This is a genomic window from Nocardia amamiensis NBRC 102102 (assembly GCF_001612745.1).
In the GTDB taxonomy this organism is placed as follows: domain Bacteria; phylum Actinomycetota; class Actinomycetes; order Mycobacteriales; family Mycobacteriaceae; genus Nocardia; species Nocardia amamiensis.
In genome coordinates this window covers 39,082-54,319 of sequence record NZ_BDBA01000076.1, presented here as the reverse complement: position 1 = coordinate 54,319, position 15,238 = coordinate 39,082, and the positions used below count along the sequence as shown (strand labels likewise).

14 protein-coding genes are annotated in these 15,238 nt (G+C 66.2%); 8 read left to right on the top strand and 6 right to left on the bottom strand.

The window, feature by feature from the left end; all coding sequences use genetic code 11:
- From serS to NA4_RS15920, 6 genes are all read left to right on the top strand, one after another.
- Positions 1-1,167 (top strand): serine--tRNA ligase (serS, locus tag NA4_RS15945; protein ID WP_067470420.1); only part of this gene is annotated, 1,167 nt, incomplete at its 5' end.
- Positions 1,168-1,336: 169 nt separating this feature from the next.
- Positions 1,337-3,130 (top strand): putative bifunctional diguanylate cyclase/phosphodiesterase, encoded by a 1,794-nt coding sequence (locus tag NA4_RS15940; protein ID WP_067470410.1) that lies wholly within the window; start codon positions 1,337-1,339, stop codon positions 3,128-3,130.
- A 320-nt stretch (positions 3,131-3,450) separates the two neighbouring features.
- Positions 3,451-4,944 carry an MFS transporter gene (locus NA4_RS15935; protein ID WP_084497125.1) on the top strand — a complete coding sequence of 498 codons (1,494 nt, stop codon included), beginning with the start codon at positions 3,451-3,453 and terminating at the stop codon, positions 4,942-4,944.
- A 90-nt stretch (positions 4,945-5,034) separates the two neighbouring features.
- Positions 5,035-5,991 carry a DMT family transporter gene (locus tag NA4_RS15930; RefSeq protein ID WP_067470408.1) on the top strand — a complete coding sequence of 319 codons (957 nt, stop codon included), beginning with the start codon at positions 5,035-5,037 and terminating at the stop codon, positions 5,989-5,991.
- 55 nt (positions 5,992-6,046) lie between these two features.
- Positions 6,047-7,078 carry a peroxiredoxin family protein gene (locus NA4_RS15925; protein ID WP_067470407.1) on the top strand — a complete coding sequence of 344 codons (1,032 nt, stop codon included), beginning with the start codon at positions 6,047-6,049 and terminating at the stop codon, positions 7,076-7,078.
- A 168-nt stretch (positions 7,079-7,246) separates the two neighbouring features.
- Positions 7,247-7,582: a BP74-related protein gene (locus NA4_RS15920; RefSeq protein WP_067470406.1), complete on the top strand. Its 336-nt coding sequence runs from the start codon at positions 7,247-7,249 to the stop codon at positions 7,580-7,582.
- A 58-nt stretch (positions 7,583-7,640) separates the two neighbouring features.
- Here NA4_RS15920 and NA4_RS15915 read toward each other — a convergent pair whose 3' ends face one another.
- Together NA4_RS15915 and NA4_RS15910 are read right to left on the bottom strand one after the other, a co-directional pair.
- Positions 7,641-9,179, bottom strand: coding sequence for a Rieske 2Fe-2S domain-containing protein (locus tag NA4_RS15915; RefSeq protein WP_067470405.1), 1,539 nt, complete (start codon positions 9,177-9,179; stop codon positions 7,641-7,643).
- 41 nt (positions 9,180-9,220) lie between these two features.
- Positions 9,221-10,057 carry a hypothetical protein gene (locus tag NA4_RS15910; RefSeq protein WP_067470404.1) on the bottom strand — a complete coding sequence of 279 codons (837 nt, stop codon included), beginning with the start codon at positions 10,055-10,057 and terminating at the stop codon, positions 9,221-9,223.
- A gap of 344 nt (positions 10,058-10,401) precedes the next feature.
- On the opposite strand from NA4_RS15910, the gene NA4_RS15905 reads away from it, so the two are divergent.
- Together NA4_RS15905 and NA4_RS15900 are read left to right on the top strand one after the other, a co-directional pair.
- A complete protein-coding gene (locus tag NA4_RS15905) occupies positions 10,402-11,151 on the top strand; it encodes a lysophospholipid acyltransferase family protein (RefSeq protein WP_067470403.1) in 750 nt (249 codons plus the stop codon).
- A gap of 11 nt (positions 11,152-11,162) precedes the next feature.
- Complete coding sequence (locus NA4_RS15900; protein WP_067470402.1) at positions 11,163-11,924, top strand: lysophospholipid acyltransferase family protein; 762 nt, start codon at positions 11,163-11,165, stop codon at positions 11,922-11,924.
- A gap of 25 nt (positions 11,925-11,949) precedes the next feature.
- Here the strand turns inward: NA4_RS15900 and NA4_RS15895 are convergent, their stop codons facing one another.
- The 4 genes from NA4_RS15895 to NA4_RS15880 form a co-directional block, all read right to left on the bottom strand.
- A complete protein-coding gene (locus tag NA4_RS15895; protein ID WP_067470401.1) occupies positions 11,950-12,423 on the bottom strand; it encodes an NUDIX domain-containing protein in 474 nt (157 codons plus the stop codon).
- A gap of 61 nt (positions 12,424-12,484) precedes the next feature.
- On the bottom strand, positions 12,485-13,411 hold the full coding sequence (locus NA4_RS15890; protein ID WP_157129045.1) for an NsdA family TPR-like regulatory protein: 927 nt from the start codon (positions 13,409-13,411) through the stop codon (positions 12,485-12,487).
- Between the two features lie 12 nt (positions 13,412-13,423).
- Complete coding sequence (locus NA4_RS15885) at positions 13,424-13,891, bottom strand: NUDIX hydrolase (protein WP_067470419.1); 468 nt, start codon at positions 13,889-13,891, stop codon at positions 13,424-13,426.
- Complete coding sequence (locus tag NA4_RS15880; protein WP_067470399.1) at positions 13,878-14,639, bottom strand: helix-turn-helix domain-containing protein; 762 nt, start codon at positions 14,637-14,639, stop codon at positions 13,878-13,880. Before NA4_RS15880 ends, NA4_RS15885 begins: the two co-directional genes overlap by 14 nt.
- Positions 14,640-15,238 lie beyond the last annotated feature (599 nt).

Here is a 15,238-nt window from a genome sequence, read left to right as displayed (position 1 = left end):
GAGGCGGACGCGGCGCGGCGTGCCGCGGTGGCCACCGCGGACAACCTGCGTGCCGAGCACAAGGCGATGGGCAAGCTGATCGGAAAGGCGAGCAAAGAGGAGCGTTCCGCGCTGCTCGCGCAGGCCGGCGAGATGTCGGTCAAGGTCAAGGAGGCCGAGGCCGCACAGAACGCCGCCGACGCCGACCTGGACGCCGCGCACCGCGCCATCTCGAACGTGGTGCAGGAGGGCGCTCCCGCGGGCGGCGAGGACGATTACGTCGTGCTGCAGACCATCGGCACGCCACGGGAATTCGACTTCCAGCCGAAAGACCACCTGGAGCTGGGCGAGTCGCTCGGCCTGATCGACACCGAGCGCGGCGCGAAGGTATCGGGCGCCCGGTTCTACTTCCTCACCGGTTACGGTGCGCTGCTGCAATTGGGCCTGCTGCAATTGGCCGCGCAGCGGGCGGTGGCCAACGGCTTCACCATGATGATCCCGCCGGTGCTGGTGCGTCCGGAGATCATGGCGGGCACCGGGTTCCTCGGGCAGCACTCGGCGGAGGTCTACCACCTCGCCGACGACGATCTCTACCTCGTCGGCACCTCGGAGGTGCCGTTGGCGGGCTACCACTCCGACGAGATTCTCGATCTGAGCGGCGGACCGAAGCGGTATGTCGGCTGGTCGTCGTGTTTCCGCAGGGAGGCGGGCAGCTACGGCAAGGACACCCGCGGCATCATCCGGGTGCACCAGTTCGACAAGGTGGAGATGTTCGTCTTCACCACGCCGGACCAGGCCGACGCCGAACATCAGCGGCTGCTCGGCTGGGAGCAGGAGATGCTCGCGGCCATCGAGGTGCCTTACCGCGTGATCGACGTCGCGGCGGGCGATCTGGGCAGTTCGGCCGCGCGCAAGTTCGACTGCGAGGCGTGGGTGCCCACCCAGCAGACCTATCGGGAACTCACCTCGACCTCGAACTGCACCACCTACCAGGCCCGCCGGCTCGCCGTGCGCTATCGCGACGAGAACGGAAAGCCGCAGATCGCCGCCACTTTGAACGGCACGCTGGCCACCACCCGCTGGATCGTTGCGATACTGGAGAACCATCAGCAGGCCGACGGGTCGGTCCGGGTTCCGTCGGCGCTGGTGCCGTTCGTCGGCACCGAGGTCCTGCGGCCGCCGAACTGACGACGAGCGAATGACGGACAGGTGAATAGCTACCGGTTCGCCGTGCCGGATTCCCAGGATGTGGCAACCGGCGGGATTCCTTATGTTTAGGCTATTCCTCGTGCGAGGAATCGGGTCTCGCGGCGATACCCGGACTCGGGTGCGGGCCGCATCTGCGCTGGCGACAGCTATGGTCATGGCTCGGACCACCGGGGCGTTCTACGTCATGGGCGGCGTTCTCGGCCTGCTCATCACCGCGATCGCCCCTGGTGAGGAGGGTAATCGGCCTCTGGTCGGCGGGGCGGCGGCGGTAGCGCTGGTGCTCGGTCTGACGCTGCTCGCGTGGGGGCCGAGACTGCCGCATTCGATTCACCACGTCTACGTCGCGATCGCCACGGTGCTGGTGACCATCGCGGTGCACTCGTTCCCGAACACGGTCGGCGCGATCAGCCTGGCGTCGTTCTACGTGTTCGTCGCATGCGACGCCGCACTGTTCTTCGCCTGGTCGCAGGCGGCGGCCCACATCGCGTTCGCGTTGGCGCTGTGCTTATGGGTGCTGCCCGCCCGGCCGGTGACTCCGGGGCTGCCGTGGTGGTCGGGCTTGATTCCAGCCGGTGTGACCTTCGGCGTCGGCATCGTCGTCGGCATCCTGACCAGGATGGCGTCCGAGGCCGACATCGATGTGCTCACCGGCCTGCTCAACCGTCGCGGCTTCGATCGTGCGCTCAACACCGCGATCGAGCAGGCCACCCGGTCCGGGCAGGGCCTGGCTCTGGTGCTGGTCGATCTGGACCGCTTCCGCAAGATCAACGACCATCTGGGGCACCGCGCGGGCGACGCCGTCCTGCAGCGGGTGGCCGACACCTGGTCGAAACTGCTCGCCCCCGATCAGCGTCTGGCCCGTTACGGCGGGGACGCGTTCGCGTTATTGCTGCCGAACACGACCGAGCAGGCCGCGATCCTGCTCACCGAACGACTGCGCGCGGCGGTGACCACCGGCTGTTCGGCGGGTGTGACGTCCTGGCAGCCGGGGGAATCGGGCTCGCTGCTGGTCAGCCGCGCCGACGTCGGCCTGTACCGGGCCAAGCAGGCCGGGCGCAACCGGACGGTGCTGGAGTCCTCGCGCCAGTTGCCGCTAGCGGTGGAGCTGCGCGAGGCGATCGATCGCGGCGCGCTCGACGTGCACTACCAGCCGATCGTCAGCCTGACCGAGGGTGGCGGCAAAGCGGTCGGTGTGGAGGCGCTGCTGCGCTGGTCGTCCAGCGCGCAACCGGACGTCACGACCGAGGGCCTGATCCGCGTCGCCGAGGAATACGACCTCATCTCCGACCTCGACGAGCTGGTGCTGCGCCGGGCCTGCGCGGACGCCGCGCGGCTGCAGGAGACCTTCGCCCAGCTCGACTTGACCCTGAACGTGAACGTCAGCGGACTCGAGCTGGCCGAGGCCGGTTATGCCGACCGGGTGGCCGGCATTCTCGCCAGTACCGGCTGGCCCGCCGATCAGCTCGTGCTCGAGGTGACCGAGAGCGAGCTGGCGGCCGAATCACAGACCGCGATCACCAATCTGCACACCTTGCGCGAGCGGGGCGTGCGCATCGCCATCGACGATTTCGGCACCGGGTACTCCTCGCTCAGCAGGCTGGCCACTTTGCCGAGTGACATTCTCAAAGTCGACCAGTCCTTCGTCGCCGCGATCCGCTCGGACTCGCCCGCGCCGCCGCTGCTCGGCGTGATCGCCGCCCTGTCCAGCGCACTGGATCTCCAGGTGATCGCCGAGGGGGTCGAGACCGAGTACCAGGCCGCGGTGCTGACCGAACTGGGCTTCGCGCTCGCGCAGGGCTACCACTACAGCGACTCGCATCCGGTGTCCGAGCTGATCAGCGACCTCAACGAGAATCAAGGCCGGGTGGGTATCGGTACCACGGATCGGGAACTGGGCGACGGGGACTCGGTCCACGCCAACGGCTGGGTGCCGCTGCACTGAACCTCCGCTCCGGCTGACCTCTCCGCTCGCCCTGCCCACCTGATGCCGCTGTCCGGCCAGGCCATGGCGTCGTGCAGATCGGCGACGCCGCCAGCAGATGTCCTGACGCCGCGCTCGTTGTCGGGTGCCAGGGCTGATCCGATCGCCGCACCGACTTCTGTGACGCCGCCCGGTTAATTCCCTTGACGCCGCATGGCGATCGTGAGCATGCTGACGGCATGCGTTTGCTCATTTACGGCTATTGAGCCCCGGGATCGCGGCGCGCCCATTCAACGGGTAGCGCGCACTATCTCAGCCTGCGCTCGCTGACAGTTCGCGCCGTGCTCTTCACGAGCATCGGTGAGCTGATTCCGCTCTACGCGCTGTATGCCCTGCTGTTCGCCGACCACGGCATGAGCACGGGCCAGATCTCGCTGCTGTTCGCGGTCTGGTCGGCGACGGCGTTCCTGCTCGAGGTGCCCTCCGGGGCGTGGGCCGACACGGTCTCACGGCGCGGTCTGCTCATGCTGAGCGGTGTGTTGCTGACCGCGGGCTTCACTGTGTGGACCGTGGCGCCCTCCTTCCTGGGCTTCGCCATCGGATTCGCGCTGTGGGGTACGTCGGGCGCTTTGGCATCCGGCACGTTCGAGGCGTTGCTCTACGACGACCTCGCCGCCCGCGGCGAGTCCGCGGCCTACCCGCGCATCCTCGGCTACACCCGCGCGGGTGCGGAAGCGGCCGTCGTCGTCGCCATCGTCGCGGCGACCCCGCTCTATCTCTACGGCGGTTACGCGCTGGTCAGCTGGTCCAGCGTCGCCATCGCCGCCCTGCACACGGTGATCGCGCTGACGTTGCCCACCGCGCCTAAGGCGGTGTCCGCGGTAGACGTCGACGACCTGGAAGACGTCGTACCGGAGTCGTCCGGAGACGACGGCGCGGCGCGATCCGGTGCCACGCATACACCAGTGCCCCATACAGATCCAGCTGACTCAGCCTTCCGCGTCGATACGGTGTCGATCGAAAATGGCAGCACAGGTCCCGTGGACTCGGACCTCATGGTGGGCGCGGGTACGCGGGCCGCTGCCCGAGACGCCACCCACGGAACCCCTGCCGGTGGCACAAGCGATGCGGATCGGCCGGTAAGCCCTTCTGTTTCGGGTGTCGGTGAGCGAAATGCCTTGCCGGAGGGCGTGGTCGAGCAGCCGCGGCCATTTGCTCGATACCTCGGCATGCTCAAAGCCGGTATCGGGGAAGCAGTCCGGGTTCGGGCCGTGCGCTATGGCGTGCTGCTGGAAGCCTTGCTGTTCGGCATCACGGCTTTCGATGAATATTTCGCTCTGCTCGCGCACGAAGCGGGCGTCTCCACCGCGGTGGTGCCGCTGCTGGTCGGTCTCACCGTGCTCGGTTCGCTGGTCGGTTCCGTGCTCGGCGGGCGGACCGAAGGGATATCGGGCCGGACCATGGGGATCGCGATGGGTATCGCCGGTGCGCTGTTCCTCGGGGGCGCGCTCGTCGCGGGGCTCGCGGCCCGGCGGCCCGACGTGATGTATCCGCTGACGGCTCTCGGATTCACGGCAATCGGCATCTCCTACGGCATCGTGCACAACGCGGTGGTCATCGCGGGCGCCCGTCTGCAAGACGCCATCGAGGGCCCGGCCCGCGCCACGGTCACCTCCGTGTCCGGCCTGCTGAGCGAGGTGGTCGCACTCGCGGTCTTCGGCTTCGCCGCCGTGGTGACCATCTGGTACTCCATGTCCACGATGCTGGCCTTCCTCGGCGTCGCCATGCTCGCCATAGCCGCCCTGGCACCCCGCTGGCTCCCACGCCGCCGGTGAGCGGCACATCACGGAGACCGCTCTCGCGTTTTGCCGCAGTGAGGTGCCACTCGAGTTGGGCGTTGAGCTTGCCCCGGTAGCGTGCGGGCTATGACCGTGCAGGTGAGGCTGGGGCTGGTCTTCGGGTTCGGGATCGGCGCGGGTGTCGCGGTGCAGGGGAGGATCAACGGTGCGCTCGGTGCACGCCTGCAGGATGGGATCGCGGCGGCCACTATCAGTTTCGGTACGGGGCTCCTCGTGCTCGCGGTGGCCTTCGCGGTCAGCGGGCGACTGCGTGAGGGTGTGCGGCAGGTGCGGCGGGCGTTGGCAGAAGGTGCGCTGCGGCCGTGGCAGCTGCTCGGCGGCCTGTGCGGCGCGTTCTTCGTCGCATGCCAGGGTCTCACCGTCGCGGCCATCGGCGTCACCGCGTTCACCGTGGCCACCGTCGCGGGCCAGCTGCTCAGCAGCCTGGTCGTCGACCGTCTCGGTCTCGGCCCGGGCGGGCGCACGCCGGTCACCGCGGTGCGTCTGGCCGGTGCGGCACTCGGCGTTCTCGCGGTGCTGGTTGCCGGACTCGGTCACGGCCGCGCCGCAACGGGTGGCCTCTCCGTGCCGGAAGCGCTGCGCGATGCGCCGACCGCGCTGCTGATCGTGCTCCCCGCGCTGGCCGGAATCGGCCTGGCCTGGCAGCAGGCGGTGAACGGCAAGGTCGGCGCCGTCGGCGGTCCCATCTCGGCGGCCCTGGTCAATTTCTGCGTCGGTCTGTCCGCGCTGCTGGTCCTCGCTGTTACCGTGATCGCGACCTCCGGTGGTCCGGCGGAGCTCCCTACCGAGCCATGGCTCTACCTCGGCGGGATCATCGGCGTGGCGTTCATCGCGCTGGCCGCCCTGACCGTCCGCTGGATCGGTGTGCTGCTGCTCGGCCTCACCTCGGTGGCGGGACAACTGCTGTTCGCACTGGTCCTCGACCTGCTCACGCCGACAACGGCGGGCCTGTCGGCGACCGCGATCATCGGTTGCGTGCTGACCCTCGTTGCGGTCGGCGTCGCCACTCGATCTCGGTCCTGACAAGCCTGGTCGAGTCATTCATGTTCGAAGTGCATGACTGTGGCATGGTGCGCTCATGCTGATCGAATACGGGGTGTGGGTTTCGCGGCTCGCTCTGTGTGCCGTGTTCGGATTGTCGGCGTGGGGCAAGCTGGCGGATCGGAGCGCGACCCGGCAGGCGGTGGGGGACTTCGGGGTGCCGCTGCGCTGGGTGCCTGCCGTGGCCTGGGGACTGCCGGTCGCCGAGGCGGTGATCGCTGTCGTTGCGCTGCTTCCGTGGGCTTCCGGTGTCGCCGCGGTGGCGGCACTGCTGTTGCTCGGCGTGTTCACGGTGATGATCGCGCGCCTGTTGCGGCGTGGTGAGCGGCCTTCGTGCTCGTGCTTCGGAACCGCGAGCGCGGCGCCGATCGGGCCGAAGACACTGGGACGCAACGGTGTTCTGGTGGTGCTCGCCGCGGCGGTCGGTGTAGGCGCGCTGACGCACCCGCGCGTGCCGATGGGCTTGCCCGCCGACGACGCGATCGGTTGTGCGGTGGTCGCTGTGTTGTCCGCGGTGCTGGTGTGGATCGCGGGGCAACTGCGTGTGCTGCGTCGCAGGGTCGATGAGCAGGCGCTGTCCACATTGGGCGCGGAGGGCTTGCCGGCGGGCTCGATCGCGCCCGAGTTCGAACTGCTCGACGCCAGAGGCGGGAAGACCACGCTGGAAGGACTGTTGGCCGGCCAGCGGTGGGTTCTGCTGGTATTCGTGCATCCGGGCTGTGAGCTGTGTGCAGCACTGGCCAGGGAGCTGCCACGCTGGCACGCGCGCAACAGCGACATTCTGGCTATCGTGGCGGTCGGAAATGGTGACGCGGCGGAGCAAGCCGCGTGGGGCGTCGAAAACGGGCTGGGCGATATTCCGTCGCTGGTACAGCGCGGCAACGAAGCGGCATTGCGCTACCGGGTACGCGGTACCCCGTCCGCGGTGCTGATCGACCCGGATGGCCGGGTCGCCGCGCCGGTGGCCAGGGGTGCGATCGCGATCCGGGAGCTGATCAGCACCGCGAAAACCGCGCGCCACAGTCCCACCCCGGCGCACAGTGGGATCCCGGCGGGGATCTCCCGCTGAGTTTCGGGACTACTTCTCTTTTCGCCGCCCAGACCGACCGCCGATCAACTGCTGCACCGTTAGCAAATCTATAGCAAATATCCGGCTGAGTGCCGATACGATCGAGTCGCACCGGTGCCGAGTTCGCCATCCATGGACAACAGGACCCATCGACAAGAGGGGAAAGTCATGGCGCTCTTCGCATTCACCGACTACTCAGGCAAAGAATTCATCATCGAGCTGACCAACGAGCAGCGGATCGCCGAGGCCCGTCGCATCCTGTCCGGCGAGGAGCAGATGTCTGTCCACGTCATGGGGCGGATCCGGAAGTCTCCGGCGCCCTACAACCCGGGCTGGAACTTCTACCTGGACCCGGACACCATCACCTTCTTCACCGTGGCGATCGAGGTCTGCGACGCCAGCATCATCTACGTCGAGGACCACCTGGACGAGGCGTGCGGCGCGTTCCTGCCGGGCTGCATGTGGTGCCCCTGGTCGTCGAAGCTCACCCGCGAGATCACCTAGTCGCTTCCCCGGAACGCCTCCGGTCGACGCGGAAGATGCCGTCCGGAGGTTCAGGCGCTCAACTCAGCTTGCGTGAGCGCAGTTCGTGGCCCTTGGACGTCTTGCAGCGTCCCGATTCCAGATCCCACTGCCAGCCATGCAAGTTGCAGGTGAGTGTGTTGCCGTCCACCACGCCGAACTTCGACAGGTCCGCCTTCAGATGCGGACAGCGGCGCTGCACTTCCCAGGCGCCGAGTTCGGTGGAGGCGGAATCGTCGTGCGCCTCGGCGAACCAGCCGTCGGCGTAGGCGATCCGCTCGTCGGTGAGGCACTTGAAGAACGTGTAGAGGAACTCGTTGTACCCACCGATACGCCAGGCCTGGAAGCGGGTGGACAGGAAGATGGTGTTCACCCAGTCCGGCTCCTGGTCGCGCAGCACCGTGCGGACCAGTTCCGGTGCGATGCGGAAGCCGTAGCGGTAGCGGCCCTCGCCCTCGATGGGGCCGCGCACCGTGCGTTTGGGGAAGTCCAGCACCACGGTTTCCTCGCCGATCACCAGACCGACCGGGTAACCGATGCCGTCGCAGATCAGGTCGCTCTGCACCATGATCGGCTCGAACAGCTTCTGCAACGGTTCCAGCAGCGCGCCATCGCCGGTCGCCCAGGTTGCCTTCTCGGCTTCCAGCACGGGCGCGAGGCGCTGCGCCATCCGCTCGATGTACTCGGCCTTGTGCTCGTAGATCTCAGCCGGGTCGCTCGGATAGGTCAGCGTCAGCTCGGCGCCGCGCACGTCGGCGACCGAGCCCGGGATCATCAGGATCCCGCCCGCGTTGCCGTGGATCTCCATCTGCTCCAGGAACACCTTCTGGTCCGGGAAGATGTTGCCCTCGTCACCGCGGTCGTCGTTGAGGTAGCGCAGCTCGTCGTCCAGGAACACCGGCGGACCCGCCGACGGCACCACCCAGGTCGCGCCGACCTGTTCGATGTAGCTGCGGGCCCGGTCCATGCCACGCTGACGCTTCTGCTTGCCGAAGTTCGACTTGGTGCGGGCCGGGATGTCGTAGACCATCGGGTACCAGATCGCACCCGAGTACTGCAGCAGGTGGATGTCGACATGACCGAACGCGTCGTGCAGCACGTCCATGTCGACGGGCCGGGCGTCGTTCATGTTGAAGCAGGTGGTCTCGCCGTCGGAGACGACCAGCCCGGAATCGCCGATCGGGCCGTCGGCGGGCGCGCGCAGCGCGATGATCATGATGTCAAGGTCGCCACCCGGACCGGTCACCGTGTGCTTGACCGAGTCCTCGGTCTCGAAGAACTTGTGGAAGCCCAGGTGCTCGAGTTCCCGCTTCAGGTCCGGCACCGGATAGTCCGGCAGCAGCACGGTCGCGTCCTTGTTGACGTGCTCGGCCAGCGTCTTCGCGTCGAAGTGGTCGCGGTGCAGGTGCGAGACGTACAGGAAGTCGCATGCGCCCAGCTCGTCCCAGTCCAGCTGGGTGTTGTCCGGGAACGGGAACCACGAGCCGAAGTACGCGGGGTTCACCCAGGGGTCGCAAAGGATCGACCCGGCCGCGGTGCGGATGTGGAATCCGGCGTGTCCGACGCTGGTGATCTGCACTAGCTGCTCCTCCTGCTGTTACCAGCCAACCAGGGTAGTAGTTACGGCGAGACGTCGCCGATGCAGTAGCCGTCCGGCCCGGATCGCAGGGTGAAGGTACGGGTCTGCGTCACACCCGAGGAGTTTGTCACGGGGACGGGCACCGCAATGTAGTCGGTGTTCAGCTGCTCCGAGCGGATCTGCTGGTCGGCGAACTCGATGGTCCCGGTCAGCATGCCCGGGTTGCCGGCCAGCGGGGCCGGGATCGGGCGTCCGGTGGCCGTGGGGTCCCAGGTGGCTGACGCCTTGCAGACCAGCGGGTAGGTGCCCTCCTTGTCGGCCGGGTCCAGCGGAGACCCGATGAAGCGGGACAGGTAGCGGCGCACGGTGTGCCTGGCGTCGGCGTCGTTGTAGGCGATGTCCGCGCCCGCCGCGGCGACGCGCGGACAGGCGTAGCCGGTCTCGACCTCGGCGCGGTCGACGGCGACCGTGGTGGTTCTGCTCTGCCAGACGACGGCGTCCGTGGTCGCCGTGCCCGGCTGGGCCAGGGCGGCCAGGATGGACTGCAGGTCGCCGTACATGTCGGCCACGTTCTTCGGCGCGATGGTCCAGCACTTCTCCTGCATCTCGGCGATCGTGTGCGATTGCAGGTCGGCAGCCCAGCGCTGCACCGCGCTCGAAGCGGCGGGAAGTCCGGCGACCGCCCCCACCGGCGGAGCGTCATCGGGAACCGGCGGCACCGACGCTGTGGTCGGTGGTGTCGTCGCCGGGACGGCGGCGGGTGGCGTTGTGCGCGCCGCTGCCGGTGCGGCGCTGTCGTCCGGGATACCTGCCACGGAGTCGCAGCCGGTCAGCGCGCCCGCGCCGATCAGTGCCAGGCCGATCAGCGCTGCGCGCATAGGTGGTCGGGCGCCCTGGCGCCGAGTCGAGTGCGTGGAGATGCGGGTCGGTTGTCCCAGTGGCGATGGTTCCGGACCGATCAGCGTTGCTCGATCCGGTCGGGCGTTCGGGTGCCGGGGCGGGTGCGCGGCTGTGGATGGTTCCTCCGCGTTCGCTGCTGCCCGGATCCGATCGCGTGCTGAGCTGTGGTCGTATTCACGCGGTTCCGGTCGGGCGCGTTCCACTTCGACGATCCTCTTCTCTAAGGGCGTGCGGTTGGGCTGCTCAGGCGTCCTCGCTCCGGTGCGGCGGCGATCGCGGCGCACTGCCGGAGGGGACGGTCAGCGACTACGCTAGCTGACTTGTGGAACCCGTCTATCGGACGATCATCGGGCTGGCCCGTACCGTCTTCTTCCTCGAAGGTCTGAAGTTCACCGTCAAGGGCGATGAACATATCCCCGCGCGGGGTGGCGCCGTGCTGGCGGTGAACCACACCGGCTACATGGACTTCACCTATGCGGGCCTGCCGGTGCGCACCCCGAAACGCTACATCCGGTTCATGGCCAAGAAGGAGGTTTTCGACGACAAGATCTCCGGCCCGATCATGCGGGCGCTCAGGCACATTCCGGTGGACCGTTCGGCGGGTGCCGAGTCGTATACGGCCGCGGTGGAGTATCTGCGCCGCGGCGAGCTGGTCGGCGTGTACCCCGAGGCGACCATCAGCCGCAGCTTCGAGATCAAGGAATTCAAATCGGGCGCGGCGCGCATGGCCATCGAGGCGGAGGTGCCGATCATCCCGATCGTCATCTGGGGTGCGCAGCGGGTATGGACCAAGGGCTTCCCCAAACGGCTCGGCCGCACCAACACGCCCATCTCGATCGCGGTCGGCGAACCGATCCAACCCTTCGAGCCCGCCGCGGAACTCACCGCCAAGCTGCGCTCGACCATGCAGGAGATGTTGCTCGACCTGCAGAAGGACTACGCGCACGAGCCCGGCGCGTACTGGGTGCCCGCCCGGCTCGGCGGCGGCGCTCCTACCCTGGAAGAGGCGGACGCGATGGACGCCGCCGAGGCGAAGGAGAAGGCCGCTCGCAAGAACGCGGCGGAGCAGTAACGGGAGTTGCGATGGCGCGGGAACCGGTTTACGACGTTCTCACCGGCCTGGCCCGCACCATTTTCCTGGCGCAGGGTCTGCGCATCGACATCGAAGGCCAAGAGCACATTCCCCGCTCCGGCGGCGCCGTGCTCGCCGTCAACCACACGGCCTATCTGGATTTCATGGAAGTCGGGCTGGTCGGGCGCAAGTCCGGCCGCAACGTCCGATTCATGATGAAGGCCGAACTCGAACACGGCATCATCGGTTTCCTTATGAAGCACTGCAAGGCGATCGGCGTCGATCGCACCGCGGGCGCGGCGTCGTATGCCCGAGCGGTGACGGCACTGCGCGACGGCGAACTGGTCGTGGTCTACCCGGAGGCGACGATCAGCCGCAGTTTCGAGCTGAAGGAATTCAAGTCCGGCGCGGCGCGCATGTCCATCGAAGCCGACGTCCCGATCATTCCGCTGATCATCTGGGGCGCACACCGTGTCTGGACCAAGGACATCCCGAAACAGCTGGGCCGCCACAAGTTTCCGATCCACATCCGCATCGGCGCCCCGATCCCGCCCGCCGAACCGGCGGACGCACTCACCGCCACCATGCGCACCCGCATGAACGAGCTGCTGGAAAACGCCCAGCGGAACTACCCGATGCCCGAGGGAGCCCGATGGGTCCCCGTGCGGCTCGGCGGCACCGCACCGACTCTCGAGGAGGCTTTGGTCCTGGAGCGGGAGGAGATGGCCAGGCGCCGAGCCAAGGCCGCCGGTCGTACGCCACACCAGCCGTAGCTGTGCTGTTCCGCTGCTGGCCAGATCATCCCAGATATGGCTGGATTCGATTTTCGGCGTAATGCTGCAAGCGGAGCCGGACGGTGTTGTGTACTGGCTCGCTTCGGAGCTGTTCCGCATGAAGGAAACGAACGTCGGTGGACTCGTCGCTGACCAGTAGTTGGCCGCCGATCACCCGGCCGTAGTAGGTGACGTTGAATTCCTGCCGTACCTCGCCGTCGGAGTAGGCGATGACGTGCTCCGGATCGGTGTAGATACCGAGCAGGCCGGTGATTTCGATATCGAGACCCGTCTCTTCCTTCGTCTCGCGGATCACGCACTGTTCGAGCGTTTCGCCGATCTCCATCGTGCCGCCTGGTAGCGACCAGTTACGTGAATCGGCCCGGCGCTGCATGAGAATCGCACCGTCGCCGTCGACGATCAGGGCGGAGCCACCCGGAACGAGACTATTGGCCTTCGGAGCGTCCAGATCTCGATAGTAGTCACGTCGATTGCTCATTCTGGTCTCCCTGAGCAGGTACGGGATTACGGTCGGTTTTACAGGCAGCGTATTGAGGAGCTCATGCCAGCATTGCTTCGATTTCGGCGATTCGCCGATCGAGCCGGGTCGAGTGGGCGGTGTCTGCTGCGGACCGTGCCTCTTGGATAGTTGCGCGGGCTGCGTCCAGATCACTCGTCTTCAGGAACGACTCCGCGAGCCAAGTGCGGTACAGGGCTACTTCACGGACTCGGTCAGCGGATAGTTGCCCGATGGCTCTGGACAAAAGGGGACCTGCCTTAGCCGGATCGCCCATTTCGACAAAGCACCTACCCGCCATGACGTCTATCTCCGTGCGGTCCATCCAATACACCCACTCGGGCTCCGGAATATCGGGCGAACGGCGGTCGTACGCGTCATCCACCGCGTCGAGCGCTCGCCTCGCCTCCTCGCGATCGCGTGAGCGTGCGCATGCCCAGGCCAAGCGGTCTATCAGCAATGACCGGACTGTCGGCGGCGCATGAGGTGCTCCCTTGACAGCGGTTCGTGCGAGCAGCGCCGCCTCGTGCGGGTTGCTGACGTTGGCCATCTGGTAGCTCAGGCTCGAGAGTAGCTGCGCTGTCAGGACACGGTCTCCGGCGTCATCCGCTGCCGATGCACCGCTCAGGTACAAGCGCTGCGCTTCGCCGTACCTACCTGCGTCGCTCGCGACCCACCCGGCGAGTTGTGCGAGTTCACCGGCGACGATCCGCAGTCGCTTGCCTATCCGCTCGCCGTAGCTGCACTCCGTGACGACCTTCTGCGCGTTCTCGAACTCCTCCAGCACCAGCGGGAACAGATCCCTTCCACCCACGCTGTCATCCATATGCCGCAGCTCGACCACACGCTGTTCCATCTGGGTTGCGAGGGAATCGCCGACACGTCGACCAGCGGAACCAAGTGTCTTGGGCACCGAGTCGGCCACCAACCCTTCGTGTGCGAAACGGATCGGGTCCTGCGGTGGTGCCATTCGTTCCCCGCCCTATCTGATTACGGGATATCTGCCTGAACGCCAATCGTTTACGCGGCGCCGGATGCTGTCGACCATCGGCAATGAGTCGATCTCGGCCGGGGTGAACCATGCAACCTCGTGAGACTCGTCTGAGACGCTGAGCTTTCCGCCGACCGGCTCTCCGAGGAGGCAGATCGAGAATTCTTGTCTGACCTCCCCGTTATCGTATGCGAAGACATGGCGGGGATTCGTGTAAGTACCGATGATACCGGTGATGTGGATATCTATACCGGTCTCTTCTCTGGTTTCCCGGATACCGCAATCGGCAAGTGATTCGCCCAATTCCATCTTGCCGCCCGGCAATGCCCACATGCCGTTATCGGTTCTGCGTTGTAACAGGATTTGACCGGCCTCGTTCACTACCACCACGGATGCCGCTGGTACCAGGCTATTCGGCTGAGGTGCGTTCGGGTCGTTCTCGTAGTCACGCCGTCCCATGCTGCCCATCCTCCCAGATGCTGGCTCCCCGCGACCACAATTCCTCGACGTGGTCATTGAACCGATCGAACATCCCATCGTCCTGTTCGCGCCGGATATGCAGCATCGGGGAATCGTGGCCCACTCTTCGAGCAAGATTGGGAGTGACGATCATGTCGTTGTCGAAGCGGAACACGGACAGGCTGACGTGGTCTGTGCCGAATCTCGCTTCTATGTTGTCGGTTCCTCGCAGCTTCTGTAGTTCGCCAGTCGTGACGGCTATTCGCGTAGAAAGAGTCAGTGGGACATCTTCTTCACTCTCTCTTTCGCGGGTTGTCTCGCTCTCTGGGTCGCCAATCAAGAACCGGACTCGGCACCCGTTCGACGCTTTACGTCGAAGGGTATTTCCAAAGTTCGCGTGCTCCAGCCAAAGAAAATAATTGGTGTACCCTGCGAAAGTGAGTTCGCTTCTGGCGTTGGAGATCAGTGTCCGCCATAATGACGCCGGAGCGGCCGAGCGATAGGGGAATACTTGGACTATTTCCCGGTCGGGTCCGGTTTTGAGTGTCAGTCGTACTGCTGAAGGCCACAAATCAGCCTCCTCTACTCCTAGTGATCTACATACCATCCACCGGTGACGTGCATGAGGTGTGCGCGTCGGGTTCGTCACCCACCGATTCACTGTCTTGATATCCACACCACATTTTTCGGCAAGTTGTTGTTTTGTCACACCGGCTTTCGCCATAGCTTGCCGCAGCGCTTCATTCACCGTACTACCTCCGATGGCAGGGGGACAGTCCGAACCTTACGTGCAAACGTCCCAAAAGTCCTTGAAACGCAGTTGGAACGGCCCCGCGCCTGGTCAACGCTGGGATCGCGCCCGGTGGGGATGCTCAAACCCTGGCTGTTCACTCCCGTCCTGGTGACGCTGTCTCTATCGGGACCGGGCGCACGTCAGCCGACTCTAGAAGTGCGCGTGGGGGTTACGAATGGAAGCATGTGGGGATACGCCCCGTTCGCGGTGTCTGTTCTATCGGCGGGAGTGTGACCTGCCCGCGGTGGTTGACCCGCCCGAGAGTGGCCGGATTGTGGTGCGGGCCGGGTATGTGTGGGCGATGACGATGCCTACTCGGCTGGGGCAAGCGGTGAAGGCGCACCTACAGAGTCGAGGTGGTCAGCTGGGACCTGTTGTCGGACATCCGCGTTCGGGGCGGTGGACCTTTCTGATCAGGCCTGATCTGCCCGACGATGTGCGGCTGTTCGCCGAATTGTTCCGGCTGGATGTGTCGGTCGCGCGGGGCGGAGCGACTATCGCACTGCCGTCTCCTATCGCGTCGGTGGCCGCGATCCGCTGCTGGATTGTTCCTC